Annotated in this window: 16 protein-coding genes; 10 read left to right on the forward strand and 6 right to left on the reverse strand. The window is 71.7% G+C overall.

Going from position 1 to position 18,538, the window contains the following annotated elements:
* Positions 1-19: 19 nt before the first annotated feature.
* A complete protein-coding gene (locus ABZU91_RS25135) occupies positions 20-598 on the reverse strand; it encodes an AAA family ATPase (protein ID WP_355245060.1) in 579 nt (192 codons plus the stop codon).
* Positions 599-712: 114 nt separating this feature from the next.
* Entirely contained in the window at positions 713-1,882 is a 1,170-nt protein-coding gene (locus ABZU91_RS25140; RefSeq protein ID WP_355245063.1) for a helix-turn-helix domain-containing protein, read from the reverse strand.
* A 128-nt stretch (positions 1,883-2,010) separates the two neighbouring features.
* On the opposite strand from ABZU91_RS25140, the gene ABZU91_RS25145 reads away from it, so the two are divergent.
* Positions 2,011-2,166, forward strand: a complete 156-nt coding sequence (locus ABZU91_RS25145; protein WP_355245066.1) for a hypothetical protein — start codon at positions 2,011-2,013, stop codon at positions 2,164-2,166.
* Positions 2,167-2,556: 390 nt separating this feature from the next.
* On the opposite strand, the gene ABZU91_RS25150 is transcribed toward ABZU91_RS25145, so the two are convergent.
* Both ABZU91_RS25150 and ABZU91_RS25155 read right to left on the reverse strand, forming a co-directional pair.
* A complete protein-coding gene (locus ABZU91_RS25150) occupies positions 2,557-3,372 on the reverse strand; it encodes a hypothetical protein (RefSeq protein ID WP_355245068.1) in 816 nt (271 codons plus the stop codon).
* A 177-nt stretch (positions 3,373-3,549) separates the two neighbouring features.
* On the reverse strand, positions 3,550-3,726 hold the full coding sequence (locus tag ABZU91_RS25155) for a hypothetical protein (protein WP_355245071.1): 177 nt from the start codon (positions 3,724-3,726) through the stop codon (positions 3,550-3,552).
* A gap of 326 nt (positions 3,727-4,052) precedes the next feature.
* Between ABZU91_RS25155 and ABZU91_RS25160 the strand changes: the two genes are divergently transcribed.
* Together ABZU91_RS25160 and ABZU91_RS25165 are read left to right on the forward strand one after the other, a co-directional pair.
* On the forward strand, positions 4,053-4,820 hold the full coding sequence (locus ABZU91_RS25160; protein ID WP_355245074.1) for a hypothetical protein: 768 nt from the start codon (positions 4,053-4,055) through the stop codon (positions 4,818-4,820).
* A gap of 16 nt (positions 4,821-4,836) precedes the next feature.
* Positions 4,837-5,778, forward strand: coding sequence for a threonine/serine dehydratase (locus ABZU91_RS25165; protein WP_355245077.1), 942 nt, complete (start codon positions 4,837-4,839; stop codon positions 5,776-5,778).
* A 4-nt stretch (positions 5,779-5,782) separates the two neighbouring features.
* Here the strand turns inward: ABZU91_RS25165 and ABZU91_RS25170 are convergent, their stop codons facing one another.
* Entirely contained in the window at positions 5,783-7,933 is a 2,151-nt protein-coding gene (locus ABZU91_RS25170; protein ID WP_355245080.1) for a tetratricopeptide repeat protein, read from the reverse strand.
* A gap of 284 nt (positions 7,934-8,217) precedes the next feature.
* On the opposite strand from ABZU91_RS25170, the gene ABZU91_RS25175 reads away from it, so the two are divergent.
* Positions 8,218-8,709, forward strand: coding sequence for a hypothetical protein (locus tag ABZU91_RS25175; RefSeq protein ID WP_355245083.1), 492 nt, complete (start codon positions 8,218-8,220; stop codon positions 8,707-8,709).
* Positions 8,710-8,778: 69 nt separating this feature from the next.
* Here the strand turns inward: ABZU91_RS25175 and ABZU91_RS25180 are convergent, their stop codons facing one another.
* Positions 8,779-11,199: a M28 family peptidase gene (locus ABZU91_RS25180; protein WP_355245086.1), complete on the reverse strand. Its 2,421-nt coding sequence runs from the start codon at positions 11,197-11,199 to the stop codon at positions 8,779-8,781.
* Positions 11,200-11,471: 272 nt separating this feature from the next.
* Here ABZU91_RS25180 and ABZU91_RS25185 point away from each other — a divergent pair, with 272 nt between their 5' ends.
* From ABZU91_RS25185 to ABZU91_RS25210, 6 genes are all read left to right on the forward strand, one after another.
* Entirely contained in the window at positions 11,472-12,716 is a 1,245-nt protein-coding gene (locus tag ABZU91_RS25185; protein ID WP_355245089.1) for a fused response regulator/phosphatase, read from the forward strand.
* Positions 12,713-14,446, forward strand: coding sequence for an ATP-binding protein (locus ABZU91_RS25190; RefSeq protein WP_355245092.1), 1,734 nt, complete (start codon positions 12,713-12,715; stop codon positions 14,444-14,446). The genes ABZU91_RS25185 and ABZU91_RS25190 overlap by 4 nt, the downstream gene beginning before the upstream one ends.
* On the forward strand, positions 14,443-14,895 hold the full coding sequence (locus ABZU91_RS25195) for a response regulator (RefSeq protein WP_355245095.1): 453 nt from the start codon (positions 14,443-14,445) through the stop codon (positions 14,893-14,895). The genes ABZU91_RS25190 and ABZU91_RS25195 overlap by 4 nt, the downstream gene beginning before the upstream one ends.
* Entirely contained in the window at positions 14,888-15,697 is an 810-nt protein-coding gene (locus ABZU91_RS25200) for an inositol monophosphatase family protein (RefSeq protein ID WP_355245098.1), read from the forward strand. Before ABZU91_RS25195 ends, ABZU91_RS25200 begins: the two co-directional genes overlap by 8 nt.
* A 223-nt stretch (positions 15,698-15,920) precedes the next feature.
* Positions 15,921-16,934: a hypothetical protein gene (locus ABZU91_RS25205; protein ID WP_355245101.1), complete on the forward strand. Its 1,014-nt coding sequence runs from the start codon at positions 15,921-15,923 to the stop codon at positions 16,932-16,934.
* A 36-nt stretch (positions 16,935-16,970) separates the two neighbouring features.
* Positions 16,971-18,524: a fused MFS/spermidine synthase gene (locus tag ABZU91_RS25210; protein ID WP_355245104.1), complete on the forward strand. Its 1,554-nt coding sequence runs from the start codon at positions 16,971-16,973 to the stop codon at positions 18,522-18,524.
* Positions 18,525-18,538 lie beyond the last annotated feature (14 nt).

Consider the following 18,538-nt stretch of genomic DNA (forward strand, 5'->3'; position numbering starts at 1 on the left):
CCGCCGAAGCGACCGCGTGTCACGACCCGCCGGTCTGAGCCTGCTTCAGCGGGCCGCGCAGCCAGCGATCGGCAGCGGCATGACTGCGGAGGCGAACTACGGGAAGGTCCGGACGCCGGGCCGCCAGGGCCTCGATGCGCGCGGCCGTCTGTGAATGCGTGTTCCACGCCCAGCGAACGATGTGCTCGGGGTCGGTGAACAGGGTCCAGAGCGGCGGCTCGACGTTACCGTTCCAGAGCCGCCGGCGTCGAAGACGACGGACGGCGGTCCGCCGGACGACCTGGCGCATAACGGTGATCTTCGGCAGATCCAGCCACACCAGCAGGTCCGCGAGATCGGCGAGGTGGGCGCGAATCGCCCTGTACTGCCACTCGGTCACCCAGGAGGGGCCGGCACTGAAGCGCCGTACGTCTTCTTCGAAGGAGGGACGTCTGGTCCACGAGGGCCCGTGGAAGAGGCCGTCGATCTCCACGTGCGGCGCCTGCAACGAGATGGCGATGCGGGAGGCGAGGGTCGTCTTTCCGGCACCCGAGGTACCGGCCACCAGCACGCGGCGCGGACGGCACGGCAGGGGATCGGCGGCGTCCAGGTGCGGCATGGCAATGAGGGTAGTTCGACCGGATCGGCGACCCGTATCGCTGGACGCCTTGGTGTTCCTCAAGGGCGGTCTCGATGAACAGGAGCGCTCCGTCAGCCCCATCGACGGTTGTGGCTACCGAATGGCGTTCAACGCGTCGCGGAAGTCGGCGGTGGCCTGCTCGCGGGGGTAGCGACGGTGAAGTTCGACGTCAACTTCACCGGCGACGAGCAGCAGCGAGGGCAGGGAGCGGCGCGTAGCGGCGAACGCCGCCACCCCCTCCTCGACGGCCCGGTCCAACTCGCCAGCGCGCAGGGCTGTGGCGGCGAGAGTGAGTCTGGCTTCGGCAATCCGCATGGGTGACCGCTCGGTGCCGTCCGATCCGGTGCCGAGACGCAGAACCTCGTTGGCGTAGTGCTCGGCGAGCGTGTCATGTTCGGCGAGGCGATAGGCGTCCATCGCGTAGAACAGCCATTTCCCGGGATCGACCTCGAAGTGGTTGTCGGGCCGGTCGGGCGAACCGAGGTCGTCGAGCAGCCGCCGACCCCGATCGAGCGCCGTTCGCGCGCCCTCAACGTCGCCGAGTCGTGCCAGCGCTTTGGCTTCCTGTGCGATCAGTTGCACCCCCACCCGCTGTCGACCGGCGGCTTCCTGCCCAGCTCGGGCGGCAGTCAACATCGCCCCGTGCCGGGACTGGGTGAGTGCGAACCACGCCGTCATCTCCCACGCCCAGCCGGTGATGCCGGCGTGACCGGCCTCCTCGCCGAGCTGATGAGCGGCAGTGCGGGTGGCCTCGGCGCTGGCGCGCATGCCGAGGTCGTATTCGACGCAGCCGATCAGCAGCGCGAGCCAGCCCGCGCACACCAACAGTTCACGGTGCTGCCGTAGCCCGGTGGGTCGCTGTAGCAGTCGGGCGACCTCGCGCAGCCAACCCTGACCTTCGGCGCGGAGTTCCCCGGCGTCGCGCCACCCGTACTGGCAGCACAGCTCGGTCACGGTCGCCCGCAACGTCTCGATGGTGGCGGGGGCGGTGTCGCTGGCGTGCATTCGATGTAGCAGCTCGACGGTCTCCGACGGCCGGGTGTCGGAGGCAGCGGCGATGTCCAGGGCGGCGCAGGCGATCAGCTCCCCACGAGCGGCCAGGACGTCGTCGATCCGACGGGCCAGATCCTCACCCGGTCGTCGTCGGCCGTTCTCAAGCCGTGAGAGGTGACCCTTGTCGGCGGGCAGCAGCTCGGCGAGAGCGGCCAGGCTGAGCCCGCGCGCTTCCCGCGCTGTCCGCATTCGGGCGCCGAATGTTGGCATGTCTCGCCCCTCCCGCCGGAGTTGCCAGGTTGCCGGTGCGCATTGGCAACGCGCAACCCGTCGACCGATGTGAGCGTACCGCCGCACGGTGTATCGGACGCGTACGCGCAGTGACGGTGGGAGGCGTGGTGGCAGTTTGGAAGCGGTTCAAGAGCTGGTGGAGCAGGCGGAGTCAGGTCCAACTGGACGTGACCGGAGCAGCGACCTGTTACCCACAGCGGTTCGGCGCGTACGGGATCACGGTGGGGGACGGCAACCGCGACGGTGGGCGGGCGGCTCGGTGACGGCTGGAGAACGGCAGACTGCACGGGCCAATCGGGCTGAACGGTCGGTGTCAGCGCTCGATCGCCGGATGGACGGGGAGCACCTGCCACGCCGGCCGCAGTGGCACTGCCAGACATGTGCGGCAGACACGCCCTGGCCGTGCCATCCCGCGCGGGTGCGCCTGGCCGAGGCGTACGGGCGGGACCGCATCGGCCTTTCTATCTACGTCAGTGGACTGCTCTTCGTCATCGTCGTGGATCTGCCCGAGGTGGCGCCGGCAGGCGACGGGGTCATGTTCTACTCCGACTGGGCGCACGGTCACAGGCTGGCGGTGAGGAGGCCGCACACGGCCAGCGGGAGCACCGCGCTCAGGGTGCCCACCAGGGCCTGTCCCAGTCGGACAACTCGCATCAGCCGCCGGGCTTACCGGTCGGGGGCGGGGGACCCGCGGTGACGAACCGGACCGTCGGTTTCAGCTCGGCGCAGAGCTTGCGGGGAAAGGCCGGAGCCGCCTTGAGGACCGCGTCGCACCCACCCGACGTGGTCCTGGCGACGGTCGACCATCCGGCCGGCTCGTTACGCAGGAAGTAGCGCCGTACGGCGGTGTCCACCTCGCATCCGGGGCGCGGCTCGACGCCGCACGACGTCGGGTCGTCCGGCACCGTCATGATCAGCCAGTTCCCGTCACAGGCTTCGACGTGGCCCTGCGAGTGGCGGGACACGTCCATTCCCCGTACGGCCGCACGCGTCCAGGTCGGATCGCAGCGGTCCTCCGGCGGCTTGCAGCCAAGGGTCTCGTCACACCGGCTGTACGCGCCGTTCTCCAGCGCCCACGTCTTCTGGTTGAGCGACAGCGAGCGGTCGCCGATCGGCTCCGCCGACGTGAGGGTCACCTCGGCGTTTGCGAAGGTCGGGCAGGCGCCGACGACGGCGGACCCGGCCGATTCCTCCACGATGTCGGCGAAGATGACGCCGTTCTCCTCGGTCTGGTTGTCGACCCGCACGTTGCGGGAGCAATCATCGCCACCAGCGAGCGCCTTGACCTGCACGGTCACCGTCCGGACACCCGGACCGGGCGTCACGCCGCTCACCTCGGCCTGGTGGGTGCCCCATTCGGCGGACGCGCTCGGTACGGCGTCTTCGGGCCGTGTCTGCGGCGCCGCACAGGCAGCCACTCCCGGCGCGATGGCAGTCAGCAGGCAGAGAGCGGTTGCGAGCCGGCGCATGACTGGCATCCTGCCCGACGGTGCCACGCTTTGCGGTCCCGGCCACGTGATCCACTCCAGTTCGGCGAACTGGGGGTATCCCCGCAGCAAGATGGCCCCAGTTCGACGATCTGGAGTCGATCATCCGGCGCGGAGGGCGGGCACGGCCGGCGGCCGAGGTGCGGGCTTGCGTGTGAGTCAGGCGTCGGTGCGGGAGGTGTGCGCGACCGGTCGTCGTGACCAGCACTGCGGGCGCTGCCGCACGGCCAGCTCCAGCGTGAGGTGGTCGGACTCGATCATTTCCCGGGCTATTCGACGCGCCATCTCCAGGCGGTCGACGTACGCGTCAAGATCGGTCGGGCCGGCGCCAGCCATAATCGAACTCCTCGTCCGCAATCGAACTAGTCGCATCATCTATCGGATCGAGAGCCATCACCATTCTCCGATCGGTGGATTCGATCCGCCGTACGGCTCTGCGTGTCGTACCCCCGGTTGGGCCGATGGTAACGGCACGTCCGCCACCCGGACCGGGATCTGCCGAATGTGTGCACGAGATGCGTCGGGGTCAATGGTGGGGTGCGGATTTGCTGCCGGTGGCTACATTGCACGGTGCGCGGATCGGGGGGCGCGACCTGTCGGTGAGGGATCTTCGACACGAAAGGACCGCCGTGCGACAAGCGAGCAGAACCGATCCGTTGTTCGTGGCCGTCGAGTCCGAAACGATCACCCGCGCGGACGTCGCCGGTCTCGTCGCCGGGCGGATCGCCGCCGTCCGGGTGCCGGGGCTGCTGTCCGCCGCCCGCTGCCACGCCGTCACCGCCGCGCTCGCCGACGCGGAGATGGACCGTTACGACGAGAGCCGTGTGTTCCCCGCCGTTGCCAAGTTCGGCCCGGCCATCAACGACCACCGCGATGGTGGTGACCTGCGCGAGGACTACTGGGAGGCCGCTGAGGCCGCCGAGAAGGGTTGGGCCACGCTGGGCCTGCCGGACGCGCCGCGCGAGTTGTGCCTGGCCGCGTTCCGGGCCGCCTGGCCGGACGTGTCACCCGGGCGGCGGCAGGGGCGTCAGATGCACGTCGGCATCGTCCGCGAGATCAACGCCGGCCTTCAGGTGCACTTCGACGACGCGGTCCGGGAGTACGCCGGTCGGCTGCTGGACGCCGAGGTGGTGGCCCAGTTGGCGTTCAACATCTACGTCCAGGTGCCGCCCGCCGGTGGCGAGACGGTGCTGTGGCGTCGCCGCTGGCAGCCGGACGACGAGGACCTGCGCATTCCCAGCGGGTACGGCTATTCAGAGGCGGTGGTCGACGGCGTCCAGTCGTTGACGTTGCGGCCGACGTTGGGAGAGGGATTCCTGTTCGACCCGCGCCACTACCACACGGTGCGTCCGGCAATGGACGGTCGGCGCATCTCCGTAGGATGTTTCGTCGGGCTCACCGACGATGGTCGACTGGCTCTCTGGTCGTAGTGAAGGGCGTTTCCCCATGGTGGACAGAAGTGACGTCGAGGCGGCCGCGGCGCGGGTCGAGGGGCGGGTCCGTGAGACGCCGGTCATCGCGGTCGACGGCGCTGACCTGGGCGTTCCCGGGCTGCTCAGCCTCAAGCTGGAGCTGCACCAGCACACCGGGTCGTTCAAGCCGCGCGGCGCGTTCAACCGGATGCTCCAGGGGTCGCTGCCGCCCGCCGGGGTGATCGCCGCGTCGGGGGGCAACCACGGTCTCGCGGTCGCGTACGCGGCCCGCTCGCTGCGCGTACCGGCTGAGGTCTTCGTGCCGGTCACCGCATCACCGGTGAAGGTGCAGCGGTTGGCCGGCCTGGGGGCGCAGGTGCGGCAGGTGGGCCAGCACTACGCCGAGGCGTTGGCGGCCAGCACCCAGCGGGCCGCCGAGACCGGGGCGCTCGTGGTGCACGCCTACGACCAGCCGGAGGTGGTGGCCGGTCAGGGCACCGTGGGGCGGGAGTTGGAGCGCCAGCTCGGGGCGGTGGACACCGTGCTGGTGGCGGTCGGCGGCGGTGGGCTGGTGTCGGGCATCGCGACCTGGTTCGACGGGTCGGTGCGTGTCGTCGCCGTCGAGCCGGAGCAGATCCCCACCCTGCACACCGCCCTGAAGGTTGGTCGGCCGGTCGACATCGAGGTGGGCGGTATCGCGACCGACTCGCTGGGCGCGCGCCGGATCGGCGAGATCGCCTTCGACACCGCCCGGCGCACCGGCGTGGTCCCGGTGCTGGTGCGCGACGACGACCTGGTGCGCGCACGTCGACTGCTCTGGTCGGAGCTGCGGATCGCCGCGGAGCTGGGTGGTGCCGCCGCGCTGGCCGCCCTGGTCGGCGGGGCGTACGTGCCGCAGGCGGGGGAGCGGGTCGCGGTGATCGTGTGCGGTGGCAACACCGATCCGAGCGACCTGGGCCCCTCCGCGCCGCACTGACAGCTCACTCGCCGTTGCGCAGGCGGCGCAGGGCATGTTCCACCTGGAGGGTGTCCAGGTGGAAGTCCCCGAGCAGCCGTCGGCGATCGGCCAGCAGTCGCTCGTACACGTCGATCGCCTCGTCGACCCGCCCGTCGAGCAGGAGCACCACGGCGAGGGTGGCCCGGATGGCGAGCACCTCGCTGCGGTCGGCGTGCCGGGGCGCCACGGTGGCCAGGGTGGCCCGCAGCTCGGCCTCCGCCTCGCCGAGGCGACTCTGCTCCTGCATGCACCGGGCCAGCGTGTGCCGAGCCTGCCAGGTCTCCGGCTGGTTCGACGGCCACAACCGGTACCGGACCTCCAGGATCGCGTGCAGCATCTCCTCCGCCTCGGGGGCGCGATGCTGGGCGAGGACGGCCAGCGCCAGGCTGTGCCGCACGACCATGGTGTCCCAGTGCTCGGGTCCGCGTACCTGGTCCTCCGCGGCGACGATCTGTCGCAGCTCCGACTCGGCCTCCGGCCACTGCCGTTGCGCCATGATCGCCTTGGTGAGCTTGTGCCGGCTGGCGAGGGTGTCGGGATCGTCGCTGCCCAGCACCTGGGTCCGGTCGGCGATGACGTCGCGGAGCACCCGGTCGGCCATCTCCGGCTGGTTGCGCTCGAGCCAGGTGCGGCCCAGCTCGTGCCGCAGCGCCAACACCTGCGGCCGGTCCGGGTCGTGGTCGTACGCGGCGCAGCCCCGCACGATCGGTTCGAGGATGTCGAAGGCCGACCCGGGCAGGCCGACGGCGATGAGGTAGCGGGCGGTCAGCCTGGTCAACTCCAGTGCCCCGCGTACCGTCTCGGGGTCGTGCTTGTGTTTCTGCGGCACCAGGTATCCGCGGACGGCCTCGACCAGGTGCGGCACCAGTACGTCCCAGTTGGACCAGGCCGCCGAGTCGTCCGGATTCTGGCCCCCGGTGGCGGCGAGCAGCAGCTTCATGACGACGCTGTGGTACTCGGCGATCTGCTCGCGGACCTCGTCGCGGTCGCGGAACATCGCGTGCACCAGTGGGTGCAGCGACAGCACGTGCGCGAAGGCCGGGTCGGTGACGTCCTCCTGGACGTCGAAGTCGACCAGGGCGAGGTCGCCGATGCCCTCCAGCACCTTGACCCGCTGCCGGGCGGTCAGTCCTTCGAACAGGGGCGACCCGGCAAGGATGGCCGGCTTGAGGACCGCCTCGTAGGGCACCGGGGAGACGCTCAGGCAGGCCAGCACGTTGAGCAGGGGCCGGCTCTGTTCGAGCTGACGGCGGGCCAGCAGGTCCAGTGAGATGTCGTCGACCTCGCGGACGATCTCCAGACCGAGCGATTCGTCGAGGTCGACGTCGGCGGCGTCGCGCGGCGAGCGGAACCGCCGCTCCACCGCGGTGCGGTAGTCGGCGAAGGTGGTGATGGTGGAAGAGCCGCGCCAGACCGGACTGGCGTTGACCGAGCGGAGGTAGTTGCCGGCAGCGCGCAGGGCCAGGGGCAACCCGCCCAGCTCGCGCGCCAGTTCGCGGGCGTCGTCCAGGCCGCCGGCCTGCGCGCCGGCCCGGTCGATGAGCACCTGGGCCCCGGCGTCGGCGTCGAGCGGGCCCACCTGGTGCAGGGTCGACCAGGTGCCCCAGGTGGCGCGGTTGCCGTCCCGGGTGGTCACCAGGACCATGCCGTCCTCGGCCTCCGGCCTGCGCAGCCAGCCGGTGCCGTCGGCGAGCACCCCGTCGGTGGGGCCGAGCGTCGCGGGCTCGTCCGCGCTGTCGAAGATCAGCAGCCAGGGCTGCTGGGCCTGGTTGAGGTAGCGCCAGACCAGGTCGGTGGCACTGATCATGCCGGACCACGCCTGGTCGACCTGACTCTCCGACGCGCCGAGTTGACTGACGACCTCGCGCATCCCGGAGTTGAGCCGGCCGGCCTGCACCCACCAGACGGTACGACCGTCCGCCCGTGCCCGACGGGCGATCTCCAACGCCACGTGGCTCTTGCCGGAGCCGCCCATGCCGCACAGGATGTGCACCGCCGGCCGGTCCCCGTCGGTGTCCGCCGGATGCAGGATCTCGTCGATCAGGTCGTCGCGGCCGTGCAGTGGGCTGTCCAGGCGCCCGAGTGGTGGGTCGACGGAGACGCGACTCGGTCGGTCGTAGGCCGGCCGGCGCACGCCCGCATCCTCGGGTGGAACGTCCGCAGTCAATGCGGTCCCCCTTCGGTGGCGAAATTGCGGCGCGGCGGGTGGCATAAAGGATCATGTCCACTGAGTGGACATTCGGAGGGGTCGTCACCCGCCCTACGTCAACCGCAAGGGTATCCACCACCGTACCGACTTGCACACTCTCCGTTTAGGCCGCCCGGCTGACCGGAATCGACATGACGAATTCTATTTCGTCGTTCATTCGAACCGATCTGCCGGGCTCGATGCTCGCGCGGCGCATCCACGATGGACACATGAACTGGTTGCCGTACGACGATGTGGCCGACTGGGGTTCCGTTCCGGACTGGTTCGGCGCGCTCGGCTCCATCGCGAGTGTGCTCTTCGTGTATCTCGGTCTGCGTCGGGAGATCCGTGCCCGGCGCGTCGACGAGATGCGGGTCCGGGCCACCCAGGCACGACTGGTCTCGGCGGTCACCGAGATTCGCGGCAACGCGGTGCTTCGGGTGACCGTGGCCAACGAGAGTGACGCGCCGGTGCTCGACGTGACGGTGGTGCCACGACTCGTGTCGTCCGAGGCTCCGGACGACCCGCCCGTCGACCTCGCCGGAGCGAAACAGGTCCGCCGGATACACGGTCGGGAAAGCGCGCAACTGTTCGTCACCGTCACCGGGGAGCACCGGCTGCACGCGGCCACCGACACCGTTCTGGTGGAGCTGACCTTCACCGATCACGACGGAAACCGCTGGCGGCGTATCGGCGCCGGTCAACCCGAGCCGGCGAGCTGACCGGAACGCGAATCCGACCACGGTGGTCCGGCGGCGCGAATCAGCCGCCGGACCACCGGTTCGTCTTCCTCAAATGGGATAGGTGCGCGCGACGGCCAGCATCTCGGAGCTGTGTGATCCGACGACACCGACGGCCGGCGGGCGGGGCCGGAAGCCGGGCAGCGCGTCCAGCCCGTCGCTGGCGTCCATCGCCCGCAGCGCCACCTGCGCGGTGATCGTCCGCAGCGTCAGCGTGACCTCGACGCCCTCCGGCGGCGGAGCGTGGAACACCAACCCGAAGCCCCACCTGCCCGCGCGGGGCTCCACCGGCACCGACCGCCCGGCCACCTCGGCGCGCAGCACGGTGGCGGTCGCCGTGTCGACGTGCAGGGTGGCGAGCCGGACCGCCCGCTGCGGGGTGAGCCGCAGCCGCAGCGTCCGCTCACCGCCGGCGCTGGTGTCGCCCAGCACGTCGAGCTTCGGCGCCGGCAGGGTCGCCGCCGGGGCCGGACCGACCCGCAGCTCACCGTCGCCGAGGCCGGGGAAGTCGTCCGCAACGCTGGCGACCCCGTCCACGTAGCCGTCCGTCCACGGCTGCGGGTCGGCCTCGTGGCTCAACCAGCGGGCCTGCCCGGTGCCGGCGTCCAGGGCGTACATCAGATGGGTGGGTGCGGGATGGGCGGCGTCGAAGCGGTCGACGGCCAGCCCGACCCCGGCGAGCACCACCGCCGCCACGGCGGCGGCCCCGGCCGGCAGCGCCGCGCGTCGCCGGGCCCGCAGCGCCACCAGGCCGCGCTGTCCGCCGGCCTGCGGGTGCAGCAGGTCGACCACCGGCAGCGCGGTCAGGCCGAGCAGCACCGCGACCAGCGCGGCCACCCCGCCCATCGCCATCCCGAGCGCGGGGAAGAGCAGGACCACCGTCGGCAGGAGGATCACCACACCGACCGCGGCGGCGGCGGTCACCGCCACCACCGGCCACGGCCCGGTCTGCCGCGTGCGCAGCGCCACCAGACCGCCGAGGGCGCCGGCGAGCGCCGGCAGGGTGGTGAGGTACGCCCCGCCGGGCACCGCCACGGCGAGCAGCACCCCGAGCAGGGCCAGCCAGGCCAGGCCGCCGACGGCCAGCGCGGCCGGGCCGATCCGACGGCGGGTCAGCGCGTACCAGGTGAACAGAATGGCGGTGGCGAGCGCCAGCACGGCCATCCGGTACCAGACCGGACGGTACGGGTCGAGGAGTTCCGCGTACCCCGGCCGGATCGCGGTGATCGCCAGCCAGAGCAGTTGGGCGGCGACCGGCGCGACCACGATCGGCACCAGAGCGAGGCCGAAACCGGCGACCAGTTGCCCTGTGCTCGCCCGTCCACTGCGGCGGGTCCGCCAGCCCAGTGCCGCGACCGCGAGCACCGCGAGCAGGGCCAACGGCAGGACGAGCCAGCCCGGGTAACGGGCCAGCACACCCGGCAGCGGGAAGTAGGTGGCGTCGTGTCCGGAGCGCAGGTCGGTCAGGTCGACCGCGCCGAACTCCCGGGCCAGGCCGAGCGCGTTGTCCCCGTGCTGCTGGAGGCTGCCCCGGTCCATCGCGGCCGGGGTGTCCAGCGGGGTGTGGTAGATCGCGCCGCCGTCGATGTACGCCGAGTTCAACCCCACGAACCTGTGGTCCAGGAAGGCGGTGAAGTCGGTGTCGTTGGGCAGCGCCCGGTAGATCTCCACGGCGAACGAGGTGCCCACCGGGTGCGGTGCGGCCCGGCCGAAGACGTCCACCAGCTTCGCGTTGTCCTTCGACGTCTCGAACATGATCACCGGGCCGGTGGCACCGCGCGCCTCCAGGTTGAGCACCACACCGCCGTCGGCGGCGAGCGGGTGACTCGCGGCGAACGCGGCCGCACCGCAGAGGCACGCCTCCTCGGCGTCGGTCAGCACGAAGACGACGTCGTTGCGGGGCCGGGGGCCGGTGGACAGCGCGCGGGCCACCTCCAGGATGGCCGAGGTGCCGGCCGCGTCGTCGTTGCCACCCGGCCCGGTCTGCACCGAGTCGTAGTGGGCGACCAGGAACACCCGGCCGGTCGGGTCGGTGCCGGGCAGCCGGGCGACCACGTTCCGTACCCGGGCCACTGTCGCGCCGCCGGCCGCCCCGCTGAGCTGGCCGGCCTCCGGCGCGACGGTGTCCTGCACGTCCGTCTCCAGGCCCAGGCCGCGCAGCTTCTGCTCGACGTGCGCGCGAACCTGGTCGTTGGCCGGGCTCCCGGCGACGTGCGACCGGGCCGCGATCACCTGCACGTCCGCGTACGCCCGGGCGGCGCTGAACTCGTCCGCCGGCGCGTCCGCCGGCCTCGGCGTCGGGGTGCGCAGGTCGAGCAGGCTGCCGGCGCCGACGGCCGCCAGCGCGACAAGCGCCGCCGCGGCGGCCAGGAGCCGCCGACGCGGTCGGGTCAGCGCACGGTCGGCAGGGGGTACGCCCGGACCGGGCCGGAGCGGTACGTCCGCCGTGACGGGGGTGGGGGGTGCGCCCATCCGAACTCCTCGAGGGTGGTGGGGCGTGGGGGTTGCACCATCCTGCCCGTCGATGCTTCGAAAAGGGGACGGCCGGGCGTCCACCGATCTTCCGCCTCTCAGGGGGTGCCCGGCCGTCCGCTGTGCCCCCGGTTCTCCGGCCGGCAGTGATCCTGCCCATCCCCGCCCCGTGCCGCGGTCATCGTGTTGTGTGCGACCGTTGTCTAATACAGGATCAGCAGGGCACTCGGAAGGAGCCCGACATCACCAGCGAACTCCCGCGTCTCGCGGCGGTGACCCGGCCGCACCGGGGAGGTGGCCTGGCCGGCTCCCCTGTCGTGCCGTACCCGCACGGTGGCCTGGCGCGGCACGCCAACCTGCCGCCCGGCGAGCGGTTGCGGGTGCTGTTGGTGGAGGACGACGAGGGCGACGCCTTCCTGGTCGGTGAGCTGCTCGCCGAGACGAACTCGATGATCGACCTGGTGGTCGCCACCAGCCTCAGCGAGGCGCGGCAGCGGATCACCGGCGTCGACTGCGTCCTGCTCGACCTGGGCCTGCCCGACGCGCAGGGGCTGGACGGGCTGCGCCAGGTGCTGGAGATGTCCAGCGGGGCCGCCGTCTGCGTGCTGACCGGCCGCTCGGACGAGCACATGGGCATCGTCGCGGTCGCCGAGGGCGCACAGGACTACCTGGTCAAGGGCCAGGTCGACGGGGTGCTGCTGACGCGGGCGCTGCGCTACGCGGTCGAGCGCAAGCGCGCCGACGTCAACGCCCGCCGGCTGCACGAGGTCGAGCTGCGTCAGGCCGAGTCGGCGCGACTCGAACGTGGTCTGCTGCCCCAGCCGCTGATGACAACCGACCAGGTGGCGGTGCACACCTTCTACCGGCCGGGTCGGCACGCCGCACTGATCGGCGGAGACTTCTTCGACGTGGTGCAGACCCGTCCGGACCGTCTCGACCTGATCGTCGGGGACGTCTGCGGGCACGGGGTGGACGAGGCCGCGCTCGGTGTGGAACTGCGGGTGGCCTGGCGGGCCCTGGTGCTCGCCGGGGTACCGGACGACGAGGTGCTGCCCGCACTGGAACAGGTGCTGATGAGCGAGCGCCGCCTTCAGGAGATCTTCGCGACGGTGGCCACCGCCCGACTCGACCTGGACGCCAACCGGGCCACCGTCCGACTCGCCGGGCACCCACCGCCGCTGCTGCTCTCGGGTGGCCGGGTCGTCCCGGTGCCCGCGCCCGGAGGCCTGCTGCTGGGCGTACGACCTCGCCGGCCGATCGCCTACGACCTGGAGTTCGACACTGATGACTGGTCCCTGTTGATGTACACCGACGGCCTGATCGAGGGGCGGGTGGGCGTCGGCAACGAACGGCTCGACGTGCCGGGCCTGAGCGGGCTGCTCGACGAGCCGGCCAACCGGGAGGTGTCGCTCCCCGAGCTACCGGCGTGGCTGGTGGGTCGGGCCGAGCAGATCAACGGTGGCCCGCTCGCCGACGACGTGGCGATGCTGCTGGTCAGCCGCGGTGGTGGCCGGTGAGGCCGGTGGTCGGCGGCTGGAGTCTGCGCCGCCGCGTCATCACGCTGCTCACCGTCGTGGGTGTGCTGCTGATCGGTCTGGCCGTCGCGGAGGCCGCCGTGGCCGCGCGCAACCGCACCCAGATCGACGCCATCCTCAACCAGACCGGGCCGCTGCGGGTGCAGTCGCAGGAGCTGCTCAACGCGGTGCTCGACCAGGAGACGGCGGTCCGCGGGTACGCGGTCAGCGGTGACCTGGCCGACCTGGGTCCGTACGAGGCCGGGCTCGACCAGGAGAAGGCCACCGTCGCCGCGATGCGTGCCCTGCTGCACGACTATCCGCAGATCGGCCAGGAGCTGCGGACCGTCGAGGAGAGGTCCGCGCAGTGGCGGCAGGCCGTCGCCGAGCCGGTGATCACCACGACCGAGCAGGAGGGCACCCGCGCCGGCCAGGCGTTGGTCACCGAGCAGGCCCGGCAGCGGTTCGACCAGGTCCGCTCGGCCGTCGGTGACCTCCAGCAGGAGATCCTGGCCGCCCGGGAGCGGGCCGCCGCGGACGTCCGCGAGAGCAGCAACGTGCTCGTCGTCCTGCTGATCGTCGCGGCCCTGGTGGTCGTCGTGGCCGGCGCGGTGCTGCTGCTCTCGCTGGACCGGATGGTGGTCCGGCCACTGACCGGGCTGGCCACCCAGGTCCGCGAGGTGGCCGAGGGCGACTACCAGCACCGCATCGCCACCGTCGGCCCGCCGGAGTTCATCCGGCTCGGCGACGACGTGGACGCGATGCGCCAGAAGATCGCCTCCGACCTGGCTGAGGTGCGGGAGGCCCGCGAACGCATCGAGTGGGTCAACAGCCAGCTCCAGAAGCAGGCCGAGGAGCTGACCCGGTCCAACCGTGACCTGGAGCAGTTCGCGTACGTGGCGTCCCACGATCTGCAGGAGCCGTTGCGCAAGGTGGCCAGCTTCTGCCAGCTGCTCCAGCGCCGCTACGCCGGGCAGCTCGACGAGCGGGCCGACCAGTACATCGCCTTCGCGGTGGACGGCGCCCAACGGATGCAGCGTCTGATCAACGACCTGCTCGCGTTCTCCCGGATCGGCCGGCTCACCACCGGCTTCGTCGAGGTCGACCTCAACAAGGTGATGGGCGACGTGGCCGGCCAGACCGAGGCCGCCCGACAGTACGCCGACGCGGAGCTGACCTGGACCGAGCTGCCGGTGATCCGTGGCGAGGAGCCGCTGCTCACCAACCTGCTGGCCAACCTGGTCAGCAACTCGATCAAGTTCCGTCGTCCGGACGTGCCGCCCAAGGTGCACATCTCGGCGCGGCTGGTCGACGCCGAGTGGGAGATCAGCTGCCAGGACAACGGCATCGGCATCGAGCCGGAGTTCGCCGACAAGATCTTCGTGATCTTCCAGCGGCTGCACTCCAAGGACGCGTACCCGGGCACCGGCATCGGGTTGGCGATCGTCAAGAAGATCGTGGAATATCACGGCGGCCGGGTCTGGGTGGACACCGACGTACCGGAGGGCACCGCCATCCGGTTCACGCTCCCGGCGCGCCCGGAGGACGTGGAGGCGGCTGCCGCCACCGACCCCGCCGAGCAGCCGCAGGAGGCCACGGCGGGGTACACCACGCCGGCGGACGAGGCGTCTTCCGCGCAGCCGGAGGACCCTGCCGGGGCGGACCAGCCGGACCGGGCCGACGGGCCGCCGGAAAGCGGTAGAACGGGTGACATGAGGGAGACGGTGGGATGACCGCGCCGGCGGACGGCAAGAGCCCGATCGAGGTCCTGCTCGTCGAGGACGATCCGGGTGACGTGTTGATGACCCAGGAGGCGTTCGAGGAGCACAAGCTGCGCAACCGGCTGACCGTCGTCTCCGACGGCGCCGAGGCGCTGGCCTACCTGCGGCGGGAGGGCCAGTACGCGGACGCGTTGGCGCCCGACCTGATCCTGCTCGACCTCAACCTGCCCCGGCGGGACGGGCGGGAGGTGCTGGAGGAGATCAAGAACGATCCGGAGCTGCGCCGCATCCCGGTGGTCGTGCTCACCACCTCGCAGGCCGACGAGGACATCCTGCGCAGCTACCAGCTGCACGCCAACGCCTACGTGACCAAGCCGGTGGACTTCGAGCGCTTCATCTCGGTCGTCCGGCAGATCGACGAGTTCTTCGTCAGCGTGGTCAAGCTGCCGCCGCGTGGCTGACACCCTGCTCGACGACGTCGGCGACCTGCTCCGGGAGGCCGCCGACCAGGTCGTGCTGCCACTGTTCCGCAAGCTCGACGACGCCGACGTGTCGGAGAAGGCGCCCGGCGAGGTGGTGACCGTCGCCGACCGCCGCGCCGAGGAGCTGCTCTCCGCCGGGCTGCGCAAGCTCCGACCAGGTTCGCAGGTGGTGGGTGAGGAGGGCGTCGCCGACGACCCGACGCTGCTGACGCACCTGCGCGACAGTGGGGACGTGTGGCTGGTCGACCCGGTCGACGGCACCGCCAACTTCGCCGCCGGTCGCCGACCGTTCGCCCTGATGGTGGCGCTGCTGACCGACGGGCGGCCGAGGGCCGGCTGGATCCTCGATCCGCTGGCACAGACGCTGGCCGCCGGTCGGGCCGACGAGGGCACCCTGCTCAACGGCCAGCCGGTCGGCGCCGCCGACGTCGTGCCGTCCCTGGGCGACATCCGCGGCGTGGCGATGACGCGTTTCCTGCCGCCGGAGGCCCGTGACCGGGTCCGTGCCGGTGGTCGCCGGCTCGGCGAGCTGCTGCCCGGCCAGCACTGCGCCGGCCGGGAGTACCTGGACATCCTCACCGGCGAGCAGCAGTTCGCCCTCTTCTGGCGCACCCTGCCGTGGGACCACGCGCCGGGGACCCTGCTGGTCCGCGCCGCGGGTGGTGTGGCCCGCCGGTTCGACGGCGTCGACTACGACCCGGCCGACGAGGGTCGCGGGCTGCTCGTCGCCGTCAACGAAGAGGTCTGGACCGAGGTCCACGAGGCGCTGCTCAGCTCCTGAGCCGGGGCGGCCAGCCGGTTTCGTGACTCTCGCGACGCAGCGCGCTACGGCGGCAGCACGCTGCGTCGACACCGGCACCGGTGAGCGCTCACGGGGCTGGTCACCGGCGCGCGTTCCGGTATCGTGACCGGCGGTCTCCGCCAGCAGGCCGCCGACCGGCGCCGGTGGGGACGCCGCCGCGCAGAGTTCACCGGGGGCCGGCGGTCGACGGAAGGACGCTTTCGTGCCCAGGACCAGGCTCAGCCAGCCGCGCGTTCGCCGCTTACTGCTTCCTCTGCTCGCTGCCGTCGCGCTGGTGCTCGCCGGCGGTGTGCCCGCGTCCGCCGAGCCCGGTGAGGGCGGCACCAAGAAGTTGCAGGACGCGCTGGAGCTGACCGCCAAGGGCCACATCGAGGCCAAGGCCAAGCTGGACAACTCCAAGCGCCGGCAGACCGCGCTGACCGGCGAGCTGAAGACCGTCGAGGTTCGGCTCGTCGGGCTGACCGCGCAGGTCGGCGAGGTGGCCGCGCAGTCGTACCGGTCCGGCCGGCTCACCCCGACGGCGATGCTGCTCAACACGGCGACGCCGCAGGCGTTCCTGCAACGGGCGGCCGACCTGGACCTGATGGCCCAGCGGGACAGCAAGCGGTTGCGCGATCTCACCGAGGCCCGACAGCAGGCCCAGCAGGCCAAGATCGCCATCGACGCCGAGGTTCGTGAGCAGCAGAAGCAGCTCGCCGTCATGGCCAAGAAGAAGAAGGAGGCCGAGGCGGCCCTCGCCGAGGTCAGCTCGGGTGGCAGCAGCGGCTTCAGCGGCGGCAACTCGTCCTCGGCGAAGCCGGCGCCCCGGAACTCCGACGGTTCCTGGCCGTCGGAGTCCTGCTCGGTGAAGGACCCCACCACCTCGGGGTGCATCACCCCACGCACCCTGCACGCCCTGAAGGAGACCCAGGCGGCCGGCTACAAGCGGCACGTCTCCTGCAAGCGCAGCGGTGGCGGCGGCGAGCACCCGAAGGGTCGGGCCTGCGACTTCTCGGCCGCCACGAACGGCTTCGAGGACAAGAACGCGACCGGCGGCGACAAGGCGTACGGGGACAGCCTGGCCGCCTGGCACGTCCGCAACGCCGAACGCCTGGGTGTGCTCTACGTGATCTGGTACCGGCAGATCTGGCACCCGGGCACGGGTTGGCGTGCCTACAGTGGCAGCGGCAGTCCCGCCGCCTCGCACACGAACCATGTTCATCTCTCGATGTACTGACCCGGAGCGCCAGCTTCGCTGCGTACCATCGCGACGATGAGTTCCTCAGCGTCCGACGTAGCGGCTCCTGCGGCCCCGCCCGTGCCGGTAACCGGCCGGGCGCTGCCGGGCGGCCTGGCCGCCTTCCTGGTCTTCTTCGCAAGCGGCGCCGTGCTGGTGCTGGAGACGGTCGCGCTGCGCCTGGTCGGCCCGTACGTGGGGGTGACCCTCCAGGTGACCAGCTCGGTCATCGGCATCGCGCTCGCCGCGATCGCCTACGGGGCGTGGTCCGGCGGCTGGCTGGCCGACCGGCGGGACCCACGCGGTCTGCTGGCGCCCGCGCTGGTGCTGGCGGGGATCGCCACCGCGGTGACCCTGCCCGTGGTGCGCTACGCCGGCGAGGTGCTGCGCGGCGGGGCGGCCAGCGCCATCCTGCTGCTCGTCGCGCTCGCCGTGTTCGTGCCGGCGGCACTGCTGGCCGCGGTGACCCCGCTGGTGGTCAAGCTTCAACTCGCCGACCTGCGCCGGACCGGCCAGGTGGTCGGCCGGTTGTCCGGCATCGGCACCCTGGGCGGCATCACGGCCACCCTGCTCACCGGGTTCGTGCTGGTCGCCGCGCTGCCCAGCACGGTCATCCTGCTGGCACTCGCGATCTCTCTCGGGCTGGTCGGCATCGGCCTCGGCTGGTACCTGCGCCGCCAGGCGCGGACCGACCTGCCCGGTCCGGCCCGCACCCGAGCCGCGCTGGCCGTCCTCGGCCTGGTCGGTGCGGGACTGAGCGCCATCGCGCCGAACCCGTGCGACATCGAGACCGCGTACCACTGCGCCCGCGTCACCACTGATCCGAACCGTCCCAGTGGCCGGACGCTGCTGCTCAACTCGGCCCAACACTCGTACGTGGACCTGGCCGACCCGAAGCACCTCGAGTACGCGTACACCAAGTGGATCGGCGCGGTCGCCGACGTGGCCGCGCCGGCCGGGCAGCGGTTGGACGCGCTGCACCTGGGCGGCGGCGGGTTCACCGTGCCGACGTACCTGACCGCGACCCGACCCGGCACCGACAACGTGGTGTTCGAGATCGACGGCGGGCTCGTCGAGCTGGGGGAACGGGAACTGGGCGTACACCCGGGGCCGGACCTGCGGGCGGTGGTGGGCGACGCCCGGATGCTGGTCGCCGGTGAGCCGACGGACAGCCGCGACCTGGTCGTCGGCGACGCGTTCGGCCACCTGGTGGTGCCCTGGCACCTGGCGACCCGGGAGATGGCCGCCGAGATCCGGCGCGTGACCCGCCCCGGCGGCGTGTACGTGCAGAACGTCATCGACTACCCGCCGCTGCGGTTCATCCGCGCCGAGCTGGCCACGGTCGCCGCCGAGTTCACACACGTCGCGTTGATCGCCCCGCCGGAGGCGCTCGCCGAGGAGCGGGGCAGCAACTTCCTCATCGTCGCCTCCGACGCGCCGTTGCCGCTGACCGCCGTCCGCGCCCGCCTCGACGCGGTCGACGCGACCGTCAGCCTGCTCTCCGGGTCGGACCTCACGGACTTCGTCGGTACGGCGATGGTGTTGACCGACGACTACGCCCCCGTGGACCAACTGCTGGCGACCGCCTGATCGGGTGATTCTCC

This window comes from Micromonospora sp. NPDC005174 (assembly GCF_040608495.1).
GTDB lineage: Bacteria > Actinomycetota > Actinomycetes > Mycobacteriales > Micromonosporaceae > Micromonospora.